The organism is Luteibacter sp. 9135 (assembly GCF_000745005.1).
Taxonomy (GTDB): domain Bacteria; phylum Pseudomonadota; class Gammaproteobacteria; order Xanthomonadales; family Rhodanobacteraceae; genus Luteibacter.
Genome location: NZ_JQNB01000001.1, coordinates 2,126,200 through 2,151,794 on the forward strand (window position 1 = coordinate 2,126,200; position 25,595 = coordinate 2,151,794).

The 25,595-nt window shown below is 66.0% G+C and carries 21 protein-coding genes; 12 read left to right on the plus strand and 9 right to left on the minus strand.

The window, feature by feature from the left end; all coding sequences use genetic code 11:
* Positions 1 to 30: 30 nt before the first annotated feature.
* Together FA89_RS09185 and FA89_RS09190 are read right to left on the minus strand one after the other, a co-directional pair.
* Positions 31 to 711, minus strand: coding sequence for a Fe2+-dependent dioxygenase (locus FA89_RS09185; protein ID WP_036140232.1), 681 nt, complete (start codon positions 709 to 711; stop codon positions 31 to 33).
* A gap of 19 nt (positions 712 to 730) precedes the next feature.
* Entirely contained in the window at positions 731 to 3,046 is a 2,316-nt protein-coding gene (locus tag FA89_RS09190; protein ID WP_036140235.1) for a catecholate siderophore receptor Fiu, read from the minus strand.
* Between the two features lie 303 nt (positions 3,047 to 3,349).
* On the opposite strand from FA89_RS09190, the gene FA89_RS09195 reads away from it, so the two are divergent.
* Complete coding sequence (locus FA89_RS09195; protein WP_036140237.1) at positions 3,350 to 4,015, plus strand: response regulator; 666 nt, start codon at positions 3,350 to 3,352, stop codon at positions 4,013 to 4,015.
* A 97-nt stretch (positions 4,016 to 4,112) separates the two neighbouring features.
* Complete coding sequence (locus FA89_RS09200) at positions 4,113 to 5,228, plus strand: glycosyltransferase family 9 protein (protein ID WP_081916410.1); 1,116 nt, start codon at positions 4,113 to 4,115, stop codon at positions 5,226 to 5,228.
* Here FA89_RS09200 and FA89_RS09205 read toward each other — a convergent pair.
* The 3 genes from FA89_RS09205 to FA89_RS20795 are packed head-to-tail and all read right to left on the minus strand — an operon-like array spanning position 5,210 to position 7,480.
* Entirely contained in the window at positions 5,210 to 6,082 is an 873-nt protein-coding gene (locus tag FA89_RS09205; RefSeq protein WP_051938648.1) for a class I SAM-dependent methyltransferase, read from the minus strand. The genes FA89_RS09200 and FA89_RS09205 overlap by 19 nt on opposite strands.
* On the minus strand, positions 6,075 to 7,301 hold the full coding sequence (locus FA89_RS09210; RefSeq protein WP_036140239.1) for a YcaO-like family protein: 1,227 nt from the start codon (positions 7,299 to 7,301) through the stop codon (positions 6,075 to 6,077). Before FA89_RS09210 ends, FA89_RS09205 begins: the two co-directional genes overlap by 8 nt.
* A 53-nt stretch (positions 7,302 to 7,354) precedes the next feature.
* Entirely contained in the window at positions 7,355 to 7,480 is a 126-nt protein-coding gene (locus FA89_RS20795; RefSeq protein ID WP_255349635.1) for a hypothetical protein, read from the minus strand.
* 523 nt (positions 7,481 to 8,003) lie between these two features.
* Here FA89_RS20795 and FA89_RS09215 point away from each other — a divergent pair.
* Positions 8,004 to 8,426: a hypothetical protein gene (locus FA89_RS09215; protein WP_036140242.1), complete on the plus strand. Its 423-nt coding sequence runs from the start codon at positions 8,004 to 8,006 to the stop codon at positions 8,424 to 8,426.
* Positions 8,427 to 8,667: 241 nt separating this feature from the next.
* Here the strand turns inward: FA89_RS09215 and FA89_RS09220 are convergent, their stop codons facing one another.
* Positions 8,668 to 10,806 carry a M13 family metallopeptidase gene (locus FA89_RS09220; protein WP_036140244.1) on the minus strand — a complete coding sequence of 713 codons (2,139 nt, stop codon included), beginning with the start codon at positions 10,804 to 10,806 and terminating at the stop codon, positions 8,668 to 8,670.
* 242 nt (positions 10,807 to 11,048) lie between these two features.
* On the opposite strand from FA89_RS09220, the gene FA89_RS09225 reads away from it, so the two are divergent.
* Positions 11,049 to 12,764 (plus strand): phospholipase C, encoded by a 1,716-nt coding sequence (locus FA89_RS09225; protein ID WP_081916411.1) that lies wholly within the window; start codon positions 11,049 to 11,051, stop codon positions 12,762 to 12,764.
* Entirely contained in the window at positions 12,757 to 14,379 is a 1,623-nt protein-coding gene (locus FA89_RS09230) for a multicopper oxidase family protein (protein ID WP_240003876.1), read from the plus strand. Before FA89_RS09225 ends, FA89_RS09230 begins: the two co-directional genes overlap by 8 nt.
* 38 nt (positions 14,380 to 14,417) lie before the next feature.
* Here the strand turns inward: FA89_RS09230 and FA89_RS09235 are convergent, their stop codons facing one another.
* Positions 14,418 to 16,205 (minus strand): M14 family metallopeptidase, encoded by a 1,788-nt coding sequence (locus FA89_RS09235; RefSeq protein ID WP_036143985.1) that lies wholly within the window; start codon positions 16,203 to 16,205, stop codon positions 14,418 to 14,420.
* Positions 16,206 to 16,339: 134 nt separating this feature from the next.
* On the opposite strand from FA89_RS09235, the gene FA89_RS09240 reads away from it, so the two are divergent.
* Both FA89_RS09240 and FA89_RS09245 read left to right on the plus strand, forming a co-directional pair.
* Entirely contained in the window at positions 16,340 to 17,005 is a 666-nt protein-coding gene (locus tag FA89_RS09240; RefSeq protein WP_036140246.1) for a response regulator, read from the plus strand.
* The gene (locus FA89_RS09245; protein WP_036140249.1) at positions 17,002 to 18,396 is read left to right on the plus strand and encodes a sensor histidine kinase; all 1,395 of its coding nucleotides are present in this window, start codon (positions 17,002 to 17,004) and stop codon (positions 18,394 to 18,396) included. Before FA89_RS09240 ends, FA89_RS09245 begins: the two co-directional genes overlap by 4 nt.
* Before the next feature lie 69 nt (positions 18,397 to 18,465).
* Here the strand turns inward: FA89_RS09245 and FA89_RS09250 are convergent, their stop codons facing one another.
* Entirely contained in the window at positions 18,466 to 20,343 is a 1,878-nt protein-coding gene (locus FA89_RS09250) for a M61 family metallopeptidase (RefSeq protein ID WP_036140250.1), read from the minus strand.
* Positions 20,344 to 20,519: 176 nt separating this feature from the next.
* On the opposite strand from FA89_RS09250, the gene FA89_RS09255 reads away from it, so the two are divergent.
* The gene (locus FA89_RS09255) at positions 20,520 to 20,963 is read left to right on the plus strand and encodes a DUF4442 domain-containing protein (RefSeq protein WP_036140252.1); all 444 of its coding nucleotides are present in this window, start codon (positions 20,520 to 20,522) and stop codon (positions 20,961 to 20,963) included.
* A gap of 13 nt (positions 20,964 to 20,976) precedes the next feature.
* Here the strand turns inward: FA89_RS09255 and trxA are convergent, their stop codons facing one another.
* The gene (trxA, locus tag FA89_RS09260; RefSeq protein WP_036140255.1) at positions 20,977 to 21,849 is read right to left on the minus strand and encodes a thioredoxin; all 873 of its coding nucleotides are present in this window, start codon (positions 21,847 to 21,849) and stop codon (positions 20,977 to 20,979) included.
* 189 nt (positions 21,850 to 22,038) lie between these two features.
* On the opposite strand from trxA, the gene FA89_RS09265 reads away from it, so the two are divergent.
* The 4 genes from FA89_RS09265 to FA89_RS09280 are packed head-to-tail and all read left to right on the plus strand — an operon-like array spanning position 22,039 to position 25,530.
* Positions 22,039 to 22,650, plus strand: coding sequence for a paraquat-inducible protein A (locus FA89_RS09265; RefSeq protein ID WP_036140257.1), 612 nt, complete (start codon positions 22,039 to 22,041; stop codon positions 22,648 to 22,650).
* Entirely contained in the window at positions 22,647 to 23,267 is a 621-nt protein-coding gene (locus tag FA89_RS09270; protein ID WP_036140259.1) for a paraquat-inducible protein A, read from the plus strand. The genes FA89_RS09265 and FA89_RS09270 overlap by 4 nt, the downstream gene beginning before the upstream one ends.
* Entirely contained in the window at positions 23,264 to 24,943 is a 1,680-nt protein-coding gene (locus FA89_RS09275; RefSeq protein WP_036140260.1) for a PqiB family protein, read from the plus strand. The genes FA89_RS09270 and FA89_RS09275 overlap by 4 nt, the downstream gene beginning before the upstream one ends.
* Positions 24,940 to 25,530: a PqiC family protein gene (locus FA89_RS09280; protein ID WP_036140261.1), complete on the plus strand. Its 591-nt coding sequence runs from the start codon at positions 24,940 to 24,942 to the stop codon at positions 25,528 to 25,530. Before FA89_RS09275 ends, FA89_RS09280 begins: the two co-directional genes overlap by 4 nt.
* Positions 25,531 to 25,595 lie beyond the last annotated feature (65 nt).

The window sequence follows — 25,595 nt, forward strand, 5'->3', positions numbered from 1 at the left end:
GCCGGGCCCCGGATGCCTACCTTTGTGAGATCAGGTCTCGGCCCAGCGCCGCAGGAGGTTGTGGTAGACGCCCGTCAACCGCAGGATCGCCGGCTGATCCGCGCCCGCCGCCGACAGTTCGCGGATGGACGTATCGAGCTCCAGCAGCAACCGCCGTGCGCCATCGTCGCGGACGAGGCTCTGCACCCAGAAGAACGCGGCGATACGGGCGCCACGCGTCACCGGCGTTACCCGGTGCAGGCTGGACGAGGGATAGACGATGGCGTGGCCGGCCGGCAGCTTGACCTCGTGCTCGCCGTAGGTGTCGCTGACGATCAGCTCGCCGCCGTCGTACTCGTCCGGCTCGGCCAGGAACAGCGTGCATGAGATATCGCTGCGAACCTGTTCGTCGCCGTGGCCGGTGGACATCACCGCGCCATCGATATGGAAACCGTATTCGCCGCCGCCTTCGTAGCGGTTGAAGCGCGGCGAGATCGTGCGCAGCGGCAGCGCCGCCGCGTGGTAGAGCGGATGGCGGGTGAGCGCCGCGACCACCTGTTCACCCAGCTGTCTCCGCAGGGGTGACGCGTCGGGCAGTTGCAGGTTGCGCTTCACCTTCGCACCCTGCGGACCGACGGTCTGCCGACCGTCGGTCCAGTCGGCATCCACCATGGCGGCACGCATTCCCGCGACCTGCTCGGTGGTCAGTACATCGGGGATATGCAGCAACATGGTGGATTCCTCCGGTGGATCAGAAACGGACGTTGGCGGTGAGCATCGCCGAGCGCGGCGTCCCTGGAGTGTAGCGGTAGCCGCTCTTGTTGATCGCCGCCACGTAGCGCTTGTCGAACAGGTTGTACACGTTGAGCTGGAGGTCGATGTTGCGGTTGATCGGGTAGCTGGCCATCGCGTCGAACACCCAGTACGCCTTGGTGTACTGCGGCGTGCCCACTGCGCCGTCCGTGCCGCGCAGCAGTTCACCGGAATAGCGCGCGCCGCCGCCAAGGGTCAGGTCGAACGGCAGGTGATACGTGGTCCAGGATGTGAAGGCCTTCTTCGGCGTATAGGCCAGGTCGTCCGAGCCGTTCTGCGTGACGTTGGTGCCCTTTTCGACGGTGGCGTCCATGGTGGTGAAGCCGGCGCTGATCGCCCAGTCTTCCGTCAGCTTGCCCAGGGCCGATACCTCGATGCCCTGCACGCGCTTCTTGCCGATCTGGTAATAGAGCAGGTCGGTCGGGTCCTGCACCAGTTCGTTGGTCACCGTGGTGCGGTACAGCGCGCCGGTCAGCAGCAACCGCGAGTCGAGCAGATCCCACTTGGTGCCGATCTCGGCGGTACGTGCCTTCTGCGGGTCGAAGTTGGGGTTGTCGGCGCTGTTGCCGGATGCGGACAGCGTGAGCGTGTTGCCGCCCGGCGGCTCCTGCGACTGGGCCACGTTGATGTAGATGCTGCCGTTGGCGGCCGGCTTGTACAGCACGCCCACCTTGTAGTTGATCAGGTTGTCGCTCTTGGTGGTGTCCACGCCGGGCAGGATGCTGCCGGCCGGCAGGCGACCGCACGCGGGGCCATTGCGCGCACCGCAGACCACGAGGCTGCTGAAGTCGGTCTTGTAGTGGTCGAAGCGCACACCGGCGTTGACCTGCCAGTTCTCGCCGAACTTCAACGTGTCGAACAGGTAGGCCGCGGCGGTGTTGGTCTTGCCGCTCGATACCGCGCCGGTCTCGTGGTAACGCAGGCCACCCACATCGGAGTACGGCTTGTACAGATTGGCGGCCGGCAAGGTGCTGCCGGTAACGGGACCGAGGCCGATGGTGCGCGCCTGCTCGTTGGTCAGCTCGATACCGGCGCTGATGTTCTGCGTGACCGCGCCCGATTCGATCGTCGCCGTGAGGTTGGTCTGGTTGGTGGCGATGCGGTTGGACTGGTGCTTGAACGTCGGCAGGCTGCGTGCCAGCGTCCAGGTCGACGGATCGGCCGGGTTGGGCGTGAGCAGGTTGGCGGTGGTGCCCATGAACGCGGTCAGCAGGTAATCCTGCGTGGTGCGGGCCCAGCGCGAGGTGTTGTGCAGCGCCACGGTGTCGTTGACATCGTGCTCGACGATGACGGTGAACATGTCCTGCGTGACATGGTCGTGGTCCTGGTTGGTGCCGTAGTAGTTGTCTTCGTCGACCTTGCCCGCGCCGGTGAGGAACGCACGGCGATCGGGCGAGGTGTAACCCGGCAGGCCGATGGTCGGCACGCCGCCGTCGGGCACGTTGTTCTGTTTGATGTGCAGGTAGTCGAGGTAGACACGGGTCGGTGTGCCGAGCCCGAACGCCAGCGACGGGGCCACGCCCCAGCGGTTGTTCTCGATACGGTCGCGTCCGGCCACCTGGCTGTCCTGGCCCATGACATTGAGGCGGAACGCCGCGTCGTTGCCAAGGGCCTGGTTCCAGTCGGCGGTGCCGCGGCGGCGCTGGCCGCTGCCGCCCTGCACCGAGCCGGACACGCCGTTGCCGAGCACCGGCTGCTTGGTCACGAGGTTGACCGCACCGGTAGGCGCAGTGCGGCCGTACTCCGTGCCGTCCGGGCCCTTGGTGACTTCCACCTGCTCGATGTTGAAGACATCGCGCGACACGGTGCCCAGGTCGCGCACACCGTCGACGAAGATGCTGCCCGAGGTATCGAACCCGCGCATGTAGATCGAGTCGCCGGTGTTGGTCGAGCCGTTCTCGCCGACGAAGAACGTGCCCACGCCCGGGCTGTTGCGCAGCGCCTCCGTCAGCGTGGTGGCGCCCTGTTGCTGCATCAGCGCGCGGTTGATCACCTGGATGGTCTGCGTGGTGTCCAGCAGCGACTGGGTGAACTTGGGCGATGACACCTTGTCCACGCGGTAATCGCTGGAGCGATCGGCCTGCACCTGCATGCCGGGGAGGGCCTGCGCATCGTTGACCTTGGCCTGCTGGGGCGGCACGACGTCGACAGGCGCGTCGCCGGCGACGACGCCATGGGCGAGCGAAAGTAGGACGGCGGCACCGACGGTGCGTACCGCGGGTGCGGCGTGCTTGCGGCTGGTGATGAAGGCCATGGGGATCCTTGCAAAGACGATGGACGAAAAAGGCTGGGCCGGGTCACGCGCACGGCACCGCCCCTCGATAGCCGATGGCTCCCGCGGAAGTTGGATACGTGCCCTGACGATGCTGTGGCGCGGGTCTGTGTTAACCCGGCGTGATGCACATCGTAAGCTTAATGAGAACGATTCGCAATATTGTCGTAAGCCGTGCCTAAGCCCGGATTACGAATAATGCGTCCGTGGTGCCGTTTACGTAGCCCGGATTCCTCGCGGTAATGCGATACCAGAGGCCTGCGGGTGCGATCGAAGGAGTGGGCCGTGAATATCATCGTCGTCGAGGATGACGTCCGACTGGGCGCCGCCATCAAGCGTGCACTGGAGCATCTCGCCTACACGGTGACATGGTTGCGTACCGGAGCCGAGGGCCTCGAGGCATTGCGTAGCGAGTCGGTGGATCTGGTGCTGCTCGACCTGGGTCTTCCGGAAATCGACGGCATCGAGGTGATCGCCGAGGCGCGCCGGCTCGATGTCAGGACCCCCATCATCGTCATGACGGCGCGGGACTGCGTCCAGTCGCGCGTGCGTGGCCTGGACGCCGGGGCGGATGATTACATGACCAAGCCCTTCCATCTGGACGAACTCGCCGCGCGTATCCGCTCGCTGGCCCGGCGCGCCCGCGGTCTTGCCGACAATCAACTGGACGCGGGAGGCCTGTCGCTCAACCTCAGCACGCTGGAGGTCACTTTCCAGGAGAGGCCCGTCGAACTGACCCGCCGCGAGTTCGCCCTGCTGCGGATACTGATGGAGCGCCACGGGAAGATCGTTCGCCGCGACTCGATCGAGAGTTCGGTGTACGGCATGGACTCGGACGTGGGCCGGAACGCGCTGGAAGTCCTGGTCCATTCCCTGCGCCGCAAGCTTTGTCCCGAGGCCATCCGCACCGTTCGCGGTTTCGGTTATATGGTGCCCAGTGACCTGGTCTGAACGGCCTCGGCTGAGGACATCGAATCGTCATCCTGCCGACAGCAATATCTAAGGTAAGTGCGGCATCGTGGGCGGTAGCCCTCCCGAGAGCCCGCCCATGCGTCCTTTGGCATCGTTTTCCCCCGCCACGTCAGCCGAACCCGCCCGCACGCCGATGCACGGCAAGGCGGCTGCATGGCGCCGTCACCTCGCCGCCTGGCTGGCGCGCCACCTGATCGCCCCGTCCAGGAATCTCGTCGGTGCGGGTGGGCTGCCCACCTCGGGCATCCAGCGCATCCTGGTCTGCCGGCCCAATCACCGGCTGGGCAACACGCTGCTGCTGACGCCGCTGCTGGTCGAGATCGAGCGCCGCTTCCCCGGCGCGGAGGTTGACCTGCTCTCGGCCGGTCCGGCCGCCCATGCGGTGTTTCGCGGGTTCGACATCGTCGGCGACTGCACGACCCTCGATCGTCATGCCGTCCGACGCCCGCTCGCCACGCTGGGTGCGTTGCGCAAACTGCGCTCGCGTCGCTATGACCTGGTGATCGACGCGGCGGCGGGTTCCTCGTCGGGCCGCATCGCCAGCGCCATGGCAAAGGCGCGCTACCAGCTTCGTACAGAAGCCATGCCGACCGACGGCGGCACGACGCATCTTGCCGCACGCCCGGTGCAAGCCCTGCGCTGGGCGCTCGGCGTGACAAGCGACGCCCAGGTGCCGCCCCTCGACGTACGGTTGTCGGACGCCGAGCGGCAAGGCGGTCGCGAGGCCCTGGCTCGCGTATTACGCGAGGTCGACGGACGGCACCTGCCGGTGCTGGCCATCTTTCCCAATGCCACCGGGTCCAAGCGACTTCCCGCCGACTGGTGGGGCAGCTTCATGCAGGCGTTGCTGGATCGCCTCGGCGAGAGCTGCGTGGTCGAACTCGTCTCCGCCGACGGCCAGTCGCGCCTGGGTGGCGGCTATCCCACCTATTACACCAGCGATCCGCGCAAGCTGGCCGCCTTCATCGAGGCGTCGGGCACGTATATCAGCGCGGATTGCGGCGTGATGCACCTCGCCGCGGCAACGGGGGCGACCACCGTCGGGCTGTTCGGCCCGACCGATCCGGAACGCTACGCACCGTATGGTCGCGACAATACCGCCGTGGCCTGCGACGACGGCTGCCCGCGGCAGGCGGCGGCACGTGTGGCTATGCATCTGCTGCGCCTAAGGCTTCAAGCACGAAGCACGTAGTAGGGAACGATGCCGTCGGTGCCGGTAGGCGCGACGCTGCGCTGTATCCGTAAACCATGGCGTGCCGCGCCTTGGTGGACGTCGACCAGCACCGGCGTATGGCCGAACAGGACGACAAGCCCTCCGCGTCGCACACTCGGTACCAGCCGGTCGAACAGGGCGTCAGCCTGCGCCCGCGTCACCACTTCCGCATTGAGAAAGCGGAGGATCAGGGCGTCGCAGGAGGCCGGCGGTACGAGTGCGGCATCGGCGAGGGAGAAGGTGACCGGCCCATCGGGGTGACGGGTACGCGCGGTCCGGATCATGTCCGCCGCCCGATCCGATCCCTCGAAGTGGAGCCGTGGACAGGCATGCGCCATGGCCACTACGAAATCCCCGGTGGAACAGGCCGGATCGCGTACCAGCGCGCCGTCGGGCAGCTCCGTACGCAGTGTGGCGGCACACAGCGCACGCATGTGGCGCTCGCCGGCTGCCAGGTCCTCGGCGCGTTCGGCCATGCGCGCCCAGAACGCCGGCGGACAGACGAACTCATGGCCCCATGTGCGCATCGGCGCGATGGGGAAGTGGATCACGGCGAGCGGATCGCGGCGCACGAGCGCCATGAAAGCCTTGGCCTCCTGACGGCGACGATGGGTCGCGCTCACCTCGATCGCGTCCGCATGCTCGTACAGCACGCCATCCGAGCCCAGCAGATGGTGCGGCCGGATCACGTTGCAGGCGTGCCGAGGCTCGTCACGCGTCGCCGGCGCGACATGACCGATCCAGCGATAAGCGCCGGCGCGCAGCAGAAAGTAACCGTGCGCGGATCGTGGGTCGTCGATCCGCCAGTGCCGCCGGCTCGTCGCCTCATTCATGGCCGGCGATCCGCGCGGCCGGAAAACCCGGAACGATGGGGTTGCCGTGGGCGACCAGGAAATAGCGATCGAAACCCGGCACGAGCACCTGGCAGACCACGACACCCCGGCAGGCCGCGTGGATCACGTGCAGCAAGGGGCGATAGCCTTCTTTCGCCAGACGATGTAACGCACGCGTGAGCAAGGCGCGCGGCGAGGTGTGTCGAAGGCGAGTGGGCAAGGGCACGGCGACCGTGCGTCGCTTGCGTAGCAGTGCAGGCAGGTCGGCCACGCAGGCGCGATGGGCACGCGGCCACGGACGCAACCGAAGCTCGGCGCGCTCGAGCTGATGAAGAACGCTTTCCTCGGCGCGGGCGAGCAGCTCGAGTTTTACCAGTTCGTGCAGGGCGCGCGACAGGGCGTGCCCAGGGCAGCCGGATGCGCCCGCGCCGTAGAGCTGCACCGGATGGGCGGCATGCTGCGTGAAGGCGAGGTAGCTGTAAGCGGCGCGATGCGTACCGATGTCCAGTACGGTGACGGTATAGCCCAGCATGTCTTCCGTGCCGTTCCACAGTCGGGTGGACACGGGGTCCAGCGTACTGCGATCGATCACGCGCACCGGTGCAATGGCATCGGCGTCATGGAAATGCACGCGAAGGAAGTGGGAGACGTCGTCGCGCTCGATGCACTCGTTGAGCGCATGCAGCGCGGCCTCCGTGAAGGTCGAACCGATGGCCGTTCCGCTGTTGCCGGCATAGCGGCGCAGGCCTGAATAGTCGAAGGTGTCGGCCTGCATGCGCCGGTCGATATACGTGGGACGAAACAAGGCGAGGGGATGCTCCTGTGCGCTCCCGTCGTGGAAGCTGGTAAATCGGCGGACGGCGAGCCGTGCCTCCGGCTGTGCATCCAGCAGCGCATCAATGGGCGCACCGAGGCCCCGCGTGACGTCGCGGGCGGTCGCGACCACCGACGTGAGCGAGCAGTCATCGTGCAGGGAGATGAAATGCTCGAAGGCCTCGAAGAGCCCGCCGACCAGCGCGCTGTCGCGGTCGCCCTTGCCGACGCCACGACACACCGGGCGACCGGCGTCGTCGCTCAACTGAACGACGGTCGCAAAGGGGCCGGACCCATGTTCCGTCGCGTGCCAGCGCAGCCCTCGCGCGGCCAGTTCGTTGTCGATGCGTCGCCGCGCGGCTCCCAGGGGAACGTCGCGTTCGAATGGCAGGGTGGCGTTGGCCATCGGGTGGTTCCTCCATGAAAAAAGGCGAGGCCTCCTGGCCTCGCCCGGGTGGATCAGTCGTCGCTGGTGAGCGCCGCGGCTTCCAGTGGGGTGAGGTGTTCCACCGTCTCCGTGGCCGGCATTCCGGTGGTGTCTTCGTTGACATCGACGTAGGCGATGCCGCTCATCATGTAGCCCATGGTGGTGTTCCTTGTGAGTGGGAAAGGACGTGCCGGTGCGGTTATCGCACCGGCGCGCTCAGATTCGCGCACACGCACCGACATGGGCATCGGGCTTTTCGCTGAGATTCTGTAGGGGAATGCCGGGGGTGAGCAAAAGCATCCCGTACTTGCGATCGAAAGCGCTTGCCCGATCTTCACCTGTTTGTCGCCCGAGCGAAGCATCTCCGCGCAATGATTCAACCCCTGGGCGAAAGTAGATATAAGTCGTGGGATGGGTATGCGCCGATTCGGCCTGCGTCGTTCAACGCCATGAATCCGCACAGGTGTATAGCCGTGTGTCGAAAGCCGCGCAGTGGACGCGGCGAGTTGTGCCTGGAGTGAGCCGGCGATGTGTTCGGTTTAACGCCATTGGCCCCGGCGTGAGAATATATACCCAGCCTTCTGGCGCACAGGGCGGGCTCACATATGCGTGACATGGGTTGGAGCAACTTAAATGTTGCAAGGAGAGCCCTTGCCCGTGCTCATATGGAAGAGATGCACCATGTCATTCAACGCAGATAGCGCGTACTTCAATCCGGTATTTGATGACATCGCACAAGCATTCGTGGGAGAGTTTTACAGGCGGTTATGTGATCAGCCTGCTGATAGTTTGAAGTCGCTCTTCAACGTCGAGCTTTCTGTGCTGTCAATCGATGGGAAAGTCGGCAGAGGCAAGGAGGGGATTGACTTGCTAGAGGCACGTTCCGCCGTGGTTTCGGGTGGCGGAGGCAGCTTCGGATTCAGTGGGCCCGTAACTGCTCTGCCGACGAGAGATGGCGGCGTGCTCGTCGTTGCTAGAGGGCGGTTTTCCCATGGATACGACGGCTCAGTTTTTACTGACGTATTCATCCTTTCGCCCAAGGGAACAGGCTTCTTTATCGCTAACTACATCAGCGTAAAGACATTGATGGATCCGTCGGCGTAACAGAGGACGTTGCAGCCGAGTTTTACGTGTATCCGTTTGGGGCTCTAGGCCGATAAATTCGGTCACAAGTCATCGCAAACGGCGCTGGCGACCGGTTGTCCAGTCGAGTCGATATGTTGTCTGGCTTGCGGTCCCATTAGTGTGGCCGTCGACTTATAGCGGAGATCGTGTTGCCCTATAAAACGAAAATGCCGCGCGACAGCGCGGCATTTTCGTCACCGAGCCCTTGGGCGAGCGGCGATTACCAGATCTTCACCTGCTTGTCGCCCGAGCGAACCATCTTCGCATCCGGCTTGCACTGGAACGCGGTAGCGAAGGCTTCCATGTTCGACGGTGCACCGATGGCGCGCAGCGATGCCGGGGCGTGCGGGTCGGTGTTGAGGTAGAGCATGGCCTGCTTCTCACGCACGCTGCCGCGCCACACGCGGGCCCAGTTGAGGAAGAAACGCTGGTCCTGGGTGTAGCCGTCGATCTTCGACTCCGCTTCCTTCGGGTTTTTCTTCAACGCTTCCTGCAGGGCGTCGTATGCCACGGCCGTGCCGCCCAGGTCGGCGATGTTCTCGCCCAGGGTCAGCTTGCCGTTGACGTGCAGGTCCGGCTTGTCTTTCAGCGGGGTGTATTCGTCGAATTGCTTCACCAGCTTGGCGGTGCGCTCGTCGAACTTGGCGCGGTCGGCCTTGGTCCACCAGTTGCTGTTGTTGCCTTCGCCGTCGAACTGGCTGCCCTGGTCGTCGAAGCCGTGGCTGGCCTCGTGGCCGATCACCGCGCCGATACCGCCGTAGTTGATCGCGTCGTCGCCGTTGGCGTCGAAGAACGGCGGCTGCAGGATGGCGGCCGGGAAGTTGATCGTGTTGTCGGTCGGGTTGTAGTACGCGTTGACCGTCTGCGGCGTCATGCCCCATTCCATGCGGTCGGTCGGCTTGCCGATCTTGGCGATGTCGTAGTGGTAGTTGAACTTGCCGGCGGCTTCGACGTTGCCGTAGTAGTTCTCGCCATTGATGTCCAGGCCCGACCAGTCACGCCACTTGTCCGGATAGCCGATCTTGGGCAGGAAGGTGTTCCACTTGGCGATGGCCTTCTGCTTGGTCTCGTCGCTCATCCAGTCGAGCTTTTCCAGGCGTGCCTTGAGCGCGGTGCGCACGTTGTCGACCAGCTCGCTGGCACGTTGCTTGGCTTCTGGCTTGAACACCTTGGCCACGTACAGCTGGCCCAGGCCTTCGCCCATGGACGTATTGACGGTGCCGAGCACGCGCTTCCAGCGCGGCTTCTGCTGCGGCTGGCCGGCGAGGGTCTTGCCGTAGAAGTCGAACTTGTTGTCCTGGAAGGTCTTGGACAGGTACGGCGAGGCACTGTCGATGGCGTGGAAGCGCAGGTAGGCCTGCCAGGTGGAGACCGGCGTGGTCGCCAGCATCTTGTCGAATTCCTTGAAGAACTTCGGCTGCGACAGCGAGAAGCCCTTGTCGACGGTGACGCCCTGGGCGGCAAAGAACTTCTCCCAGTTGAAATGCGGGGTGACCTTGTCCGCTTCCGCCACGCTGACGAAGTGGTACTGGTTTTCCGGTGCGCGCAGTTCCACCGGCGAGAGCGAGGCCGCGGCGAGCTGGGTCTCGAATTTCATGATGGCGTCGGCCTGCGTCTTCGCATCCGCGTCGGACACGCCGGCCAGGGTCAGCGTCTTGACGATGTAGTCGACATACGCCTTGCGGTTGTCGGCCTGCTTGGGATCGGTGTAGTAATCCTTGGTCGGCAGGCCCAGGCCGTCCTGCTGGGTGAAGCCGATCTGCATCTTGGCATTCTTGAAGTCGGCGCCGGCGCCGAAGCCGAACACGTAGCCGTTGCCGTCGTTGAAGCTGCTGTCGAGGAAATCCACGATGTCCTGCGGCGACTTCAGCGCATCGATCTTCGCCAGCTCCGGCTTCAGCGGTTCGATGCCGGCCTTTTCGATGGCGTCCTCGTTCATGCCGGAGCGGTAGAGCAGGCCGATCTTCTGTTCGATCGAGCCGGCCTTGGCGCTGGCCGCGCCCTTGTCCATGGCGTCAACGATGTCGTGCTGCGTGTTGAGGCTGGTTTCCGCCAGCTGGTCGAAGGCACCCCAGCGGGTGCGGTCGTCGGGAATCGGGTTGGCGGCCACCCACTTGGCATTGACGAAGCCGTTGAAGTCGTCGCACGCGTCGATGCCGGTGTCCAGGTCGGCCACGTTGAACGTGGGGCCGGCGGGCGCGGCGGCGGCCGTGGTGGCCGGGGCGGGCGCGCTGCCCGTCGCGGCCGGGGCGTTGGCGGCCGGCGCGGCGGTGTCGGCATCGTTGTGCTGGCTGCACGCGGTGCCGGCGAGCGCGATGCTCAAGGCCAGCGCGAGCGGCTTCAGGTACTGCTTGGTCATGGATGTCCCTCGATGGAAGTGACGTACATCGGCACCCCCCGGGCGCCGCACTTCCCGAGGATAACGGCTGGCGGGCCAGCGCAGGGCCAACCGTGACGAAAGTCATGGATCGGCACATTCCGCAAGTAATCGCGGCGAAGTGACGCCGGGCTGTCATACGCGTTTCGCAAACTGGAGGGCAATCGCGTCGCAGGGGGCGCGGTCCCCAGGCAGTGCGATCGTCATACCGAGGAATCATCGTCATGCGCAAGCTACTGGCTGCAGGCATCGCCTGTGTGCTCACCCTGTCCGCCGCGTCCATCGTCGTGGCCCAGCAGACCGCTCCCGCCGAAGCCACCTCGGTCGAGGACGCCCTCGGCTTCGGCTACGGTCATGGCCATGGCAGGGGTCCACACACGGCCACGCCGATCCGGCACCTCGTGGTGATCTTCCAGGAAAACGTGTCCTTCGATCACTATTTCGGTACCTATCCCTTTGCGGCCAACCCGGCCGGCGAACCCGCGTTCTATGCCCGGCCGTTCACGCCGCCGGTGAACGGGCTCACGCATCGGCTGCTTACCGCCAACCCCAATGCCGCCAACACCGGCAATGCCGACGCCGCGATCAACCCGTTCCGGTTGAGTCGCGCGCAGGCCGCCACGGCCGACCAGGATCACGGCTACACATCGGAGCAGCGCGCCTTCGACGGCGGCCGCATGGATGCCTTCCCGCGCTACACCGGTCGCGGCGAGACGCTGCCCGGCGGCGACCCCACGGAAGAAGGCAAGGGCCAGGTGATGGGCTATTACGACGGCAACACCGTCACGGCCTACTGGAACTACGCCCAGCACTACGCCCTGAGCGACAACCACTACGGCACCGGCTTCGGCCCCTCCACCCCCGGCGCCGTGAACCTGATTGCCGGACAGACCGCCGGCGTGATCGACACGCTCAACGGTACCGGCGCGGAAACCGACGACGGTCACGGCGGCCTGACGATGATCGGCGACCCCGATCCGCTGGGCGACGTCTGTTCCTCGCCGACCGCCAACCAGGTGACCATGGGCGGGCGCAACATCGGCGACCTGCTCAACGAGCAACAGGTGACCTGGGGCTGGTTCCAGGGCGGTTTCGACCTGGGCGTGACCAACCCGGACGGCAGCACGGGATGCGGCCGGCATACCCTGTCCGAGGTGACCAAGGTCACCTCCAACGACTACAGCCAGCACCACCAGCCGTTCCAGTACTATCCCTCCACCGCCAACCCGACACACGCGCGGCCCACGTCGTTGGCGATGATCGGCCGGACCGATGCGGCCAACCACCAGTACGACATCCACGACTTCTACGACGCGCTGGACACCGGGCACCTGCCGGCGGTGAGTTTTCTCAAGGCGCCCGCGTACCAGGACGGTCACGCCGGTTACTCCGATCCGCTGGACGAGCAGGCCTTCGTCGTCCACGTCATGAACGCTCTGCAGCAAAGCGACGAGTGGAAGGACACGGCCGTCATCATCGCGTATGACGACTCCGACGGCTGGTACGACCACCAGACGCCGCCGCGCGTCAACGGCTCGATCGGCAGCACCGATGCCCTCGATGGCGACGGTGTGTGCAAGGGTCACGGCACGTTGCCCGGGCTGGACGGCAAGACGCTGGCGCAGGGCCGCTGCGGCTTCGGTCCGCGCCTGCCGCTGCTGGTGGTGTCGCCGTGGGCCCGCGAGAACATGGTCGATCACAGCATCACCGACCAGAGTTCGATCACGCGCTTCATCGAGGACAACTGGCTGTCCGGCAAGCGTATCGGTGGCGGTTCCAGCGACGCACAGGCCGGTCGCATCGACGGCATGTTCGACTTCTTCCTGCCGCGTCTGTTCGACCGCAAGCTGATCCTGGACGAAACCACCGGCCAGCCGAAACAGGCCGGCGGCTGGCCCGGCTGGCCGCAGTGGCCGAACGGGAAAGGTGGGCATGGTTGATCGCCGTCGGTTCCTGACGACGGCGGGTTGGGCGGCCGCGGCGGGATGGATGCCGTCACGGCTGCTCGCGCACGACATGCACGACATGCACGGGGCGCCCGCCGGCAAGGTGGGCAACACGTTGTGCATGCATCCCATGGGTGACACCAGCCGCATGCCCGGCCTGGTCGATCCGGCACGCCTGGCACCGTTCGTGGATACCTTGCCGTTGCCGCCCGTGCTGCACGCCGTACACGGCAAGCCGCTGCACGTGCGCATGGCGCAGACCGCGCAGAAGCTGCACCGTGACCTGCCGCCCACGACCTTGTGGACCTACGGCGGGCACTATCCCGGTCCCACTATCGAGGCACGCACCGGGCAGCCGATCGATGTGATCTGGGAAAACGCGCTCCCGCGCAAGCATTTCCTCCCCGTCGACCACGCGATCTGCGGTGCCGAGGCGGACAAGCCCGAGGTCCGCGCCATCGTGCACCTGCACGGGGCCAAGGTGCCGCACGCGGATGACGGTTATCCCGAAGATTGGTACGTGCCCGGTGTCTCGCGCCGTCACCACTATGCCAACGTGCAGGACGCGACGGCGCTGTGGTACCACGACCATGCCATGGGCATCAATCGGCTGAACATGTACGCCGGGCTGATGGGTATGTACCTGCTGCGCGACGAGCATGAGTTGTCGCTCGGCCTGCCTGCGGGCGAGCAGGAGCTGCCGCTGGTACTGGCCGATCGGCTGCTGCATACGGACGGCCGTTTGTATTATCCCGATTCCGGTGACGCCAAGGCCCCATGGGTGCCGGAAGTGTTCGGCAACCTGACCCTGGTCAACGGTGTGGTGCTGCCACGAGCGGATGTGCAGCCACGTCGTTACCGTCTGCGCGTGCTCAACGCCGCGAACGGGCGTTTCTATCACCTGCGCTTCCGCGACGGCCGGCCTTTCCATGTGATCGGTTCGGACCAGGGCCTGCTGGCGTCGCCATCGGCGATGAAGTCGATCTTCCTGGCGCCGGGCGAGCGTGCGGACATCGTGGTCGATTTCGCCGCGTTGCGCGGTGGCACGGTCGAGCTGATGAACGATGCGTTGCCGCTCATGCGTTTCGCAGTGGGGCAGGGCACGGTTCGCGACGACAGTCGCGTGCCCGACGTGCTGCGCGACCTGCCGCGCGTGACGGCATCCACCGCGTCGAAGACCCGCGAGCTGACCCTCGACGAATACAGCGACTGCGTCGCCACGCCCATGCTCATGCTGCTCAACGGAAAGCGCTGGCACGACCCGGTAACCGAGTCGGTGAAGCTCGGAAGCACGGAAATGTGGAGCCTGGTGAACCTTACCGAGGACACCCATCCGATCCACCTGCACCTCGTCCGTTTCCAGATCCTCGACCGTCGTCCGTACGACGTGGACGAATACATGGAGAAGAAGACGATCCGCTATGTGGGCCCGGCACAGGAACCGCCGCTGCACGAGCGTGGCTGGAAGGATGTGGTGCAGGCGTATCCGGGCATGGTCACGCGCATCGTCGCCACGTTCGACGGCTTCCCCGGACGCTACGCGTGGCACTGCCATCTGGCCGAGCACGAGGCGAACGAGATGATGCGTCCGTTCGAGGTGGTGGCCTGAGCCGCTGTATCTGGTAAGTCAGGCAACGGGCGCCGCGGTCAGCGCGGCGCCAGCGTTTGCAGCGCCGTGTTGTCCAGCCGCAGTACGGGGTAGGCGCCGACCTTCTGCACCGTGTACCACGGGCTGCGTTCGTAAAAGAAGGCTAGCCGGGCGCGCGGGCTGGCCGCGAACGTCGCATCGTCCCGCAGCTTCTGGTCGAATTCGGTTTTCAGCGCAGGGTCGTCGGTGAGCATCTTCCGGGCGAGTGCTTCCAGTACGCGGGGCTCGCCGTATTCCTTCTGTTCGAAGATGCCATTGAGGTAGCCCCAGCGCAGCAGGGAATCCGGCGCACGTGCATCGAGCAGGTTCAGCGCGAGCACGGCATCGGCGTTGTCGGCGCGGACGATGACCGTGCCGGCAGGCAACATCACGTTCTCCCGGTTGGATGCAATCGTCGCGTCCTTGAGCATATGGTGGCCTTCGAACGGCTTGTCCGCCCAGACCGGCCGGGTGAGCGTGTCGCGCGTGGCTTCGACCTTCATCGGCGCTGTCGTGCGCGTGTAGGGAATGCCATGCGCGTCGAGCCGCGCGACGATCTCCGTCCACTGCGGCGGAATGGCCCACGCCGCGGGCAGCGGTGCGGCGACATCGGGCAGCAGGTCGTTCCAGCTCTGGATAGCGTAGGTCTTCCTGACCGACGGATCGTAGCGGACCCAGGTGTCGCCGGAGATCTCGCTTTTGGTCTGCATGAAGGCAAAGCCCTTGAGCTGGAACGGCTTGGGCGTCGGGTCCTGCCTGAACGTCACCGGTAGCGAGGCGTCCGGCTGTGCGGCGCGTGACGCCGCCCAGGCATCCGCCGCACGCGACGCGGCAAGCAGGGCGGCGGGATCGTCGTTCACCACCGCGAGCACGCTGCGCACCACATCGTACGTGGCGCGCACGCGCACCTCGTACGACTTCAGCATGTGTGTCTCGATCAGCAGCCCCGCACGGTTGCGGATGGCCGCATAGCCCGTGGAAAAGCGCGGGCCGGAGCCGAAGTTCTCGATGCCCTTGGTGATATCGCGTCCGTCGCGGAATTCCAGGTAGGGCGAGGCCAGATGACCGAGGGCTTCGTAGCGCGGCATCGTCTGGCCGGCGAACGCGCGGGCCTGCCAGGCGGCGATCGACGGCGGCAACTTGTGTGCGTCCTCGGCATACCAGGTGAGGTCGTACTGGTAGTCCGCGCCGTCCGTCGTATGGATGTCCACCAGCAGGTCGGGCTTCCACGTGTTCCACAGCCCCAGCCAGGCTCGGGTTTCCGGTGCATCGGCTTTTACGTAGTCGCGGTTGAGGTTGAGGTACTGCGACTGGCCGCGGAAGCCCATCTCCGCCGGGCCGTTCTGGTTGATCCGGAAGTAGGGCCCCGAGTTTTCATGGCCGTCCACGCTGTAGACGGGAATGTAGACCAGCACCGCGTGATCGAGCAGGTGCGGCAAGCGGTGCGACGTGGCGACATCGCGCAGCAGCATCAGTCCCGCGTCCTTGCCCTCGATCTCGCCCGGATGGATGCCCGCCTGCACCAGCACGATCGGCTTGCCGGCGGCCCGGGCACGTTCGGGCGTGAGGTCGCCGTCGGTGGCAGCGATCACCACCGTCATGGGCCGGCCTTCCGGCGTCGTGCCGAAGGTTTCCAGCCGAATCGTCTCCGGCGCCGCCTGGGCCAGACGGCGCAGGAAGGCCAGGGTTTCCGCATACGAGGGCGTGGTGCGGAAGGCGGAGGCTTCCGCCGGCGTGGTCCAGGTGTCTCTCGCGTGGATCGTCGTCGGCAGTACCGCGATCAGGGCGAGGAGGGATCGTGCGGGCAGGGTCACGGGTGGCCGGGCCTTGGAAGGGAGAATCGGGTCATTGTGGCGCGATGGCCACGGTCCGCAAAGCCCGGCCTAAGCTGGTACTAAGCGACTGATCGGGATAATTTGCCCTTAATCCGGAGGGCACCGCCTTGCACATCATTCTCGTCGAAGACGATGCCCGACTCGGCGATGCCATCCGTCGCGCTCTGGAACGCCTGACGTACACGGTCAGCTGGTATCGCGACGGCAACGAGGCGCTGGTCGCGCTGCGCGACCACGATGCGGACCTGGTCCTGCTCGATCTGGGCCTGCCCGGTCGCGACGGCATGGAGGTGCTGAGCGAGGCCCGCCGGCTAAGGGTGACCACGCCGGTGATCGTGATGTCCGCGCGCGACGCCCTGGACTCGCGTATCCGGGTGCTGGACGCGGGGGCGGACGACTACCTGGTCAAGCCCTTCCATCTGGATGAGTTGGCCGCGCGCATCCGTTCGCTGGCACGCCGCGTACGTGGCGCGGCAGTCAACAAGCTGGAGGCGGGCGCGCTCAGTCTCGACCTGGGCAGCTTCGACGTGCACTGGCGCGGCGAGAAAGTGGAACTGACACGGCGTGAATTTTCGTTGTTGCAGGCCCTGATGGAGCGCGCGGGCCGGATCGTCCGTCGCGAATCGCTGGAAACCTCGCTGTACGGTCCCGACAGCGCGATGAGTACCAGCGCGCTCGAGGTGCTGGTGCACTCGCTGCGACGCAAGCTCAGTCCCGGCGCGATCCAGACCGTGCGTGGCTTCGGCTACATGGTGCCGCGGGAACCGATGTGAAGCCGCTGAGCCTGCGTTCCCGTTTGCTCGTCCTCATCGTATTCATGCTGGCGGTGGTGCTGCTACCGCTGGGCGTGCTCAGCGCGAAACGCACGCTGGAGGAAGTGGACGAGTTGTCGGACGGTCGCCTGGCGCAGGCTGCGCGCACGCTCGAGGTGCTGGTCGGGCGCATCGGCGTGGACCAGCTGCGCACTCAGCGCAACGCTCGCCTGCTGGTGCCCAGTGTGTCCAACCATCCGCAGGAACTGACCGTGCAGGGCCGCACCTTCGAATCCGAAGTGGGTTTCCAGGTGCGCGACAGCGATGGTCATCTGTTGCTGGGCACGGAGAACCTGGCCGGGCTGCCCGACACCCACGCCGCCGACGGGGCGTTCGAGGATGTGGTGAACGGTCGTTACGAGTGGCGCGTGTTCACGCTCATCATGGAGCGCGACGGGATAACCATCCGGGCGGGCGAGCGCTACGACAGCCGTCACGAGATCACCCGCGCCCTGTGGATCGAGCACGGCCTGCCGACGCTGCTGGGGTTGCCGTTGCTGGCGATCCTGGTCGGCTGGGCGATCCATCGCGGCTTGCGTCCCCTGGAAGCCCTGGCCGATGCGCTCTCCCGTCGCGAGGCCGGCAGCCGTGAGCCGATCCATCTGGTCGACGCGCCCACCGAATTGCAGCCGGTGCTCATCGCCTTGAATGAGCAGATCGAGCGGCTTGAAGGGGCGTTGGAGCGCGAACGTCGTTTCAGTGCCGATGTGGCCCACGAGCTGCGCACGCCGCTGGCCTCGACCATGATCAACCTGGAGGACGCGATGGCCTCGGCGGAGCCGGACGCGGCGACACGCGCCGCGCTGGAGGCGGCACGCGAATGCCTCGTCTCGCTGGCCCGGCGCACGGAGCAGTTGCTGGACCTGGCGCGGCTGGAAGCCGGCGCCGCCGCCGGGCCATGCAGTCGCGTGGACCTGGGCGAACTGGCGCTGCAGGTCATCGACGAGTTGTCGCCGCTGATCGGCAAGGGACAGGTCGAGCTGAGCGTGCGCGAGCTGCCGGACCACCTGTTCGTGGAGGGCTATGGCGTCGCGCTGGGAGCGTTGATGCGCAACCTGCTGGAGAACGCGTTCCGCCACGTGCCGCCGGGAGGGCATGTAGAGCTGTCCATCGACGTGGCCGACGGCGTGGCGCGCATCGTCGTGACGGACGACGGTCCCGGCATTGCGCCGGAGCGTCGCGCGGCCATGTTCACCCGTTTCCAGCGCGGGGCGGATACGCACGGTGAAGGCCATGGGCTGGGCCTGTCGATCGTGCAGCGTGCGGTCCAGCTGCACGGCGCCACCATCGACCTGCTGGACCGCGAGGGTGGTTCGGGGTTGCGGGTCGTGGTGGGGTTGCCGGTGGGGTGAGCTACGTGCCTGGGGGCTTTATCGCGGACATCGTCCGCTCCTACGGGGCCCCATGGCATAGGGCGATTATCAGGGGGTGGCGATGGCGCCGATCAGGTCCTTGCCGTCGCCGCGCACCAGGTGCGGGTATTGCAGGCCGCCGTGGTAATCGACCTTGATCGTCGCGTAGACGTCGGTGCTCTTGACCAGGAACTCGATGGGCGTCGATGTGCCCTTGGCCGCGGTTACCGCGTCCTTGAGCACCTGTGGGGAATAATCCTTGCCGTTGACGGCGACCAGCTGCACGCCCGGCACGAGGCCCGCCTTTGCGGCGATACCGTCCCACTGCGCGTCAGTGACGATGCCCTTTTCGTTCACCTGGATGCCGAGCGAATAGGTGAAGTTGGCCGACTTGCGGATCTTTTCCCCGGTGATGACGAAGGGCGAGGGCTTGTCGTCGTACACCAGTTTCCAACCGCCGCCTTCGATGCCGTGCTCGGGCAGGGTGTCGCCGGTGTAGTCGAGGCGCTGGCGCAGGAAACCCGCCCAGTCGAACGGCTGGATGCGGTTGAGGGTGGCGACGACATCCTCGAAGGTGTAGGTCTTGGGGGTATAGCTGCCGTTGTCCATGCCGTAGAAGGCCTTGGCGAACTCGTCCAGCGTATGCTTGCCGCCGGAGAGCGTGCGCATCTTGGTATCGACGTCCAGCCAGAGCAACTGGCCTTCGGGGTAATAGTCGTAGCTGCGACGCAGGTTGTCCCAGCCCGGGCTGCTGCCCCGCGACGAGAGCGGAATGCCATCCGCCGTGTCCTGCAGCGATCGCCACGACCGCCCGGTGCGCGCCGACATGCTGGCGGCGATGCCCGCCAGCGAGTCGCGCCATTGCTCCGTGGTCCAGATGCCCGAGCGCGCGGTGAGTACGCCGGCCCAGTAGTCGGTCAGGCCCTCGTACACCCACAGCAGGTCATCCTGCATCGGCTCCGCGAAGCTCGGGGTCCACAGGTCGGCCGGGCGACGGAACTTGCCGTTCCAGGAGTGGATGTACTCGTGCGGCAACAGCGTGCCCGCGGCCACGTTGACGTCGGCGTCGGTGAGGAAGTTGGCGAACAGGCGGTCGTCGCTGGACTGGTGGTGCTCCAGACCAAAATGACCGGTGTGGTCGGACGTCACCAGCAGGAAGTCGTAGTGCGCGTAGTGATGCGCGCCGAACAGCTTGTTGGCCTGCACGATCAGGTTGCGCTGCACCTGGATCTGCTTGTCGGTGGCCTTGACCCCCGCGGCGGTGTCGCCGGTGATGTTCAGGTGCACTGGCGTGGGCTGGCCGGGCGCCAGGTCGATGCGATTGAAATACTTGCCGCTCATGACCGGCGAATCCACCAGGTTCTCGTAGCTCACGGTCTTGAATTGCACGGTGTTGCCGCTCTGCGAAGCGGTATCCAGCGCCGAGGCGTAGCGCCATCCGGCCGGCAGCGTGACGCTCGGGTCCACCTTGATCTGGCTGGTGTAGTAGCCGGCGGGGTAGAACGACACCTCGTTGAACGACAGCGGCACGTAGTTGGGCGTGGCCGGCGCGAGGTAGACGAAGGATAGTTCCAGCGTGCTGGCGCCCTCGGGCACGTCGACGTGGAAGGCATACATCTCCTTCGTGTCGCGGCGCCAGGGAATCTTCTTGCCGTTGGCCGTGATCTGGATGCCGGCGACATTCGACAGGGGACCTGCCGGGCCATGCACCCCCGGGATCCACTCGGGATAGTTGAGCACCACGTGGCCGGGCGTTACCGGAATCGTCTCCCTGACGCGGAAGATGTTCTTCGCGGCGTCGGACAGGTCCACGTCGAGGGTGAGGTTGCCGGGGTAGGGTGTGTCCGCCGCGACCGGGATGTCGGCGGCGCGCGTGGCCGTGGCGGAGAAGGTCGTCGCGGCGGCGATGGCGGCGGCGAGGATGGCACGACGGAGCGGCAGGCGCATGGCGGCAGGTTTCCCCTTGGCGGACAGTAGCGTCCGATAGTCGGCAGCCTGCCGCCGGGCGGCGTGTGCCAAAGGTAACGGCGCCCGACGATACGGCGCATGTTTTAAACGGGCGGTTTCGCCCCGGGGCCGGTGGCGGCTAGCATGTCGGCTCGTGCATCCCAGGTATCCCGGCCATGAAAGCCTCTACGCTCCGTCGCATCCTCAATGCCTGGCCACCCTTCCTGTTCACCGGCATCCGCGTGGTGACGATGGACGATTACCGCTATGCGCGGGTCCGGCTGAAGCTGGCCTGGTACAACCGCAACTACATGCGGACGCAATTCGGCGGCAACCTGTTCTCGATGACCGATCCATTCTGGATGATCATGGTGCTGAAGTCGCTGGGCGACGATTACGTCGTATGGGACCAGGCCGGCGAGATCCGCTTCATCGCCCCGGGCCGCGAGGATGTCTTCGCCGAGTTCCGCCTGGACGACGCGCTTCTGGATGAAGTGCGCGAGGCTACCGCTGGCGGCGAAAAGTGCCTGCGCTGGTTCGAAACCGACATCCGCAGCGCGTCGGGCGAACGGGTGGCCAGCGTGCGCAAGCAGCTGTACGTCCGCCGCAAGCGCCGCTGAGCCACCGGGGTCTTCAAAAAACCAGCGACGCCATCTTCCGGCGGTAGGCACTGATCAGTGCCGGGTCTTCGAGGGTTGCGAATGCGGCGAGCAGGCGCCTTTTGGCCTGGCCTTCCTGCCAGTCGCGCTGGCGCTTGAGGATGTCCAGGAACTGGTCCAGCCCGGCGGCGGCGTCGCCCTCGATCAGCAGGCGCACGCCGAGCAGGTCGCGGGCCTCCCAGTCGGTATCGTCGGTCTCCACCCGCTCGCGCAGCTCGGCCATGGACGGCGCACCGTCCAGCGCGCTGGCCAGTTCCAGCTGCTTGGCCAGGCGGACGGCGCGGGCATCGGTGGCCAGGTTGGCGGGCAGGGCGTCCAGTTCGGCCTGGGCCGACTTCACCTGTCCGGCACGCATCAGGGCCAGCGCGAGGTCGAGCTTGAGCTCGGCGCGGTCCGGCTCGGCGGCGATGGCCTGCTGCAGGCGGTTGATCGCTTCGGCCGCGGTTTCGGGTGCGGCATCCTCGGCCGGTTCCTCGACCACGGCTTCGGCGGGCGCCACGCCGTGCTTGGTCAGGAATTCGCGGATCTGGCCCTCGGGCAATGCCCCGGCGAAGCCATCCACCACTTGGCCCCCGCTGATCAGGATGACCGTGGGAATGCTGCGCACGCCGAACATCGCGGCCAGCTCCTGTTCGGCGTCCACGTCGATCTTGGCGAGGCGGAAGGCGCCGTTGTATTCGCCGGCCAGCTTCTCGAGGATCGGGCCCAGCGACTTGCACGGGCCGCACCATTCGGCCCAGAGGTCGACGAGCACCGGTGTTTCGAGCGAGGCCTGGATGACGTCGGTCTCGAAGCCGGCGGTGGTCGCGTCGAAGACGTGTTCACTGCGGATCGGGGCGTTGTTCACGGAGGACTCCTGGGGCGTTGGTCGATGGCCCCTTACGTCGGGGAAGGGCGGGAGCATATCAAGGTGTCCCATGCATTTAGCCCGGGCACCGCTTTTAGGCCGGCGCCTAGGTTTTTCATCATGCGCCGTCTACGCGGATTTGCGATCATGGGCGACGAGGGCCAGCCGGCCCGGAGCCGCCGGGTTGGCATGCGTAAAGGTCAGGACCTGATTATCTGCGAGCATTGCGACTCCGTTTACCGGAGGCGCAGCCTTGCGCGTGGGGAGGTCGCCGACTGCGTGGTGTGCGGCGCGGTGCTGGAGCGCCACCAGTGGCTAGGGGTGGACAGCCAGTTCGCCCTGATCGTCGCCGCGCTCATCGTCTTCGTCATCGCCAACGTGTCGCCCATCGTCACCCTGGGCCTGTCGGGCATGACCGCCGCCACCACGCTCTGGGGCGCTGTGATCGCCATGTGGCAGGACGGCGCCCAGATCGTGGCCGTGCTCACAGCCCTCACGCTGTTCTTCTTTCCGCTGGCGCAGATCCTCATGTTCGGCTGGGTGCTGCTGTTCGCGCGGAAGGGGCAGCGGGCGCCGGGCTTTGCCTGGGCCATGTCCGCGCTGGTCCGGGTGAAGCCGTGGAGCATGATCGAGGTATTCATGCTCGGCACCTTGGTCGCCGTGGTCAAGGCGCATACCTATTTCGACGTGGTGCCCGGTGCCGGTATCTGGGCTTTCGGCTTCCTCACGCTGCTGATCACCGTCTTCTCGGCCCACGACCCGCGCAACCTGTGGGACACGACCGGGGGCGCCAGGGCATGAATACGCCGCCCCGCGCCGTGGACATGGGCATCATGTCCTGCCACGTTTGCCAGCTGGTCACCGCGTATACGGACGATCCCCACGCGCACTGCCCGCGTTGCGGCAACCCGCTGCACGGGCGCAAGCACGGCAGCATCTCGCGCGCCTGGGCGCTGCTGCTGGCCGCGGCGATGTTCTACATCCCGGCCAACATCTTCCCGATCATGCGCACCGAGAGCCTGTCCTCGAAGGACGACAACACCATCCTCAGCGGCATCGTCGAGTTGTGGCAGGCCGGCTCCCCCGGCCTGGCCGCTATCGTGTTCACGGCGAGCATCGTCGTGCCCATGCTCAAGTTCATCATCATGGGCTACCTGCTGGTGTCCGTGCAGCGGTCCAGCGACCTGGGTCCGCGCCAGCGCTCCAAGTTGTACCGTTTCGTGGAACTGATCGGCTACTGGTCGATGCTCGACGTGTTCGTCGTGGCGATCCTGTCCGCGTTGGTGCATTTCAAGATACTGAGCCGCGTCGAGCCCCTGCCTGGCGTGGTGTATTTCGGCATCGTCGTCGTGCTGACGATGCTGGCGGCCATGAGTTTCGATCCCAGGTTGATCTGGGACAAAAGGAAATCGCAATGAGCGACACCCACGACGGAAAAACGCCGGCCCCTGACGAGTTGCCGCAGCCGGAGGTGCGCAAGTCCAAGCTCGGCTTTTCGCTCATCTGGCTGGTGCCGATCGTGGCGGCGCTGGTCGGCATCTCGCTGATGGTCAGCCATGCACTGTCGGCCGGTCCGCAGATCTCGGTCACCTTCCTCACCGCCGAAGGCATCGAGGCCGGCAAGACCCAGGTCAAGTACAAGAACGTGGTGATCGGCAAGGTCACTACCATGCGTTTGTCCAAGGACCGCACGCACATCTCCGTGGTGATCGACCTGGAGAAGGACGCCCGCGCGTTCGCGACCAAGGGCACGCGCTACTGGGTGGTGCGGCCGCGCATCGGCGCCAGCGGCGTGTCCGGCATCGATACGCTGCTGTCCGGTGCCTTCATCGGCGCGGACGCGGGCGATTCCGAAGACGAAAAATCCGACTTCACGGGGCTGGAAACACCGCCGGCGGTTACCCATGGCGCCCCGGGGCGACGCTTCGTGCTGCACTCCAGCGACCTGGGTTCCCTGGATATCGGCTCGCCCGTCTACTACCGCCGCATCCAGGTAGGCCGTATCGTTTCCTATGAGCTGGACAAGGACGGCAAGGGCGTGTCGTTGCAGCTGTTCATCGACGGCCCCAACGACCGCTTCGTCACCAGGGACGCGCGCTTCTGGAACGCCAGCGGCGTGGACGTATCGCTGGGCGCGGATGGCCTGAAACTCAACACGCAGTCCATCGCCACGGTGATCGCCGGTGGCGTGGCCTTCCAGTCCGCCCCGGGCCCGCACGATGAAACTCCCGCCTCGGAAATGGCCGACTTCACGCTGTTCAACGACCAGCAGACCGCACTGGCGCCGCCCGATGGCAAGCCGCACTACATCCGCATGCGTTTCGAGCATTCGCTGCGCGGCCTGGCTCCGGACGCGCCCGTGGAGTTCCTCGGCGTGAAGGTCGGCCGGGTGGTGTCGGTCAATCTCGACTACGACCCGGTCAGCAAGACCTTCCCCGTGATCGTCGGCGCTGTGGTCTATCCGCAGCGCCTCGGCAAGGCGGACGAGAAACTCCGCGCGGCCGTCGGCGGCAACGAGGAAGAACAGCTGCCGCGCATCCTGCATGGCATGGTCGACCACGGCCTGCGCGCGCAGGCACGCACCGGCAACCTGCTGACCGGTCAGCTCTACGTCGCGATCGACTTCGACAAGAAGGCGCCGAAGGTGACCTTCAACGAGAAGGCGTCGCCGCTGGAAGTGCCCACCACGGCGGGCGACTTCGATCACCTGCAGGAGCAGATTTCCAGCATCGTCGACAAGGTCGAGAAGATTCCCTTCGACTCCATCGGCAAGAACCTGGACGGCAGCCTGCAGGAGCTGCATGGCACGCTCAAGCAGGTCAACACCGAACTCCTGCCGGAAGCGAAGAAGACGTTGCAAGGCGTCAACAAGACAGTGGGCACGGCCAACGATGCGCTGTCCGCGGATTCGCCGCTACAGCAGAACATCACGGTGACTCTGGAGGAACTGCAGCGCACGGTGCGTTCGGTGCGCGCCTTCACCGACTACCTCGGTCGCCACCCCGAGTCGCTGCTGCGTGGTCGCGGTGCCGACGCGCCGCCCAAGATCATCACCCCGCCGCCGTCTCCGCAGGCCAAGGAAGCAAAGCCATGATCCAGACACTTCGCCTCGCGGCCGCCGTTACGTTGCTGGGCACGCTTGCCGCTTGCTCCTCGGCGCCCACCCATTTCCACACGCTGATCCCGCCCTCGGCGGGTCTGCCACCCGCCGCCGCGCCGTTCCTGATCGACGTCCAGGCCGTCGGTGTGCCTCCGCAGGTCGACCAGCCCGCGCTGGTACTGCGCCAGGGCGCCAGCGGCATCGCCGTGCTGGACGGCGAGCGCTGGGCCTCGCCGCTAGGCGACGAGATCCGCGGCGCACTGGCGGCTGACCTTTCCACGCGCCTGGGCACGCACGACGTGCACGGCCTGCCGCGTGGCAAGGATGCCAAGGTGGTGTTCGTGCAGTTCGACGTACGTCGCTTCGACTCCGAAGTGGGCGGTAACGCCACCCTGGAAGCCAGCTGGTCCGTGCGTAGCGGCGACACCGCCAGCACCTGCGCCTCGCGGGTGAGCGAGCCCGCGGGAAGCAGCTACGACAGCCTGGTCGATGCGCATCAGCGTGCGCTGGGGAAGGCCGCAGATCAGGTCGCCGGGGCGGTTCGCGCGGTGGCGGGGGGGCAGGTGGCTACCTGCCGCTGAGCGGGGTGGTCGGGTAGGAGCGCACGATGTGCGCGAAAAGCCAACAAAGCGGTGAAGCGGCACCC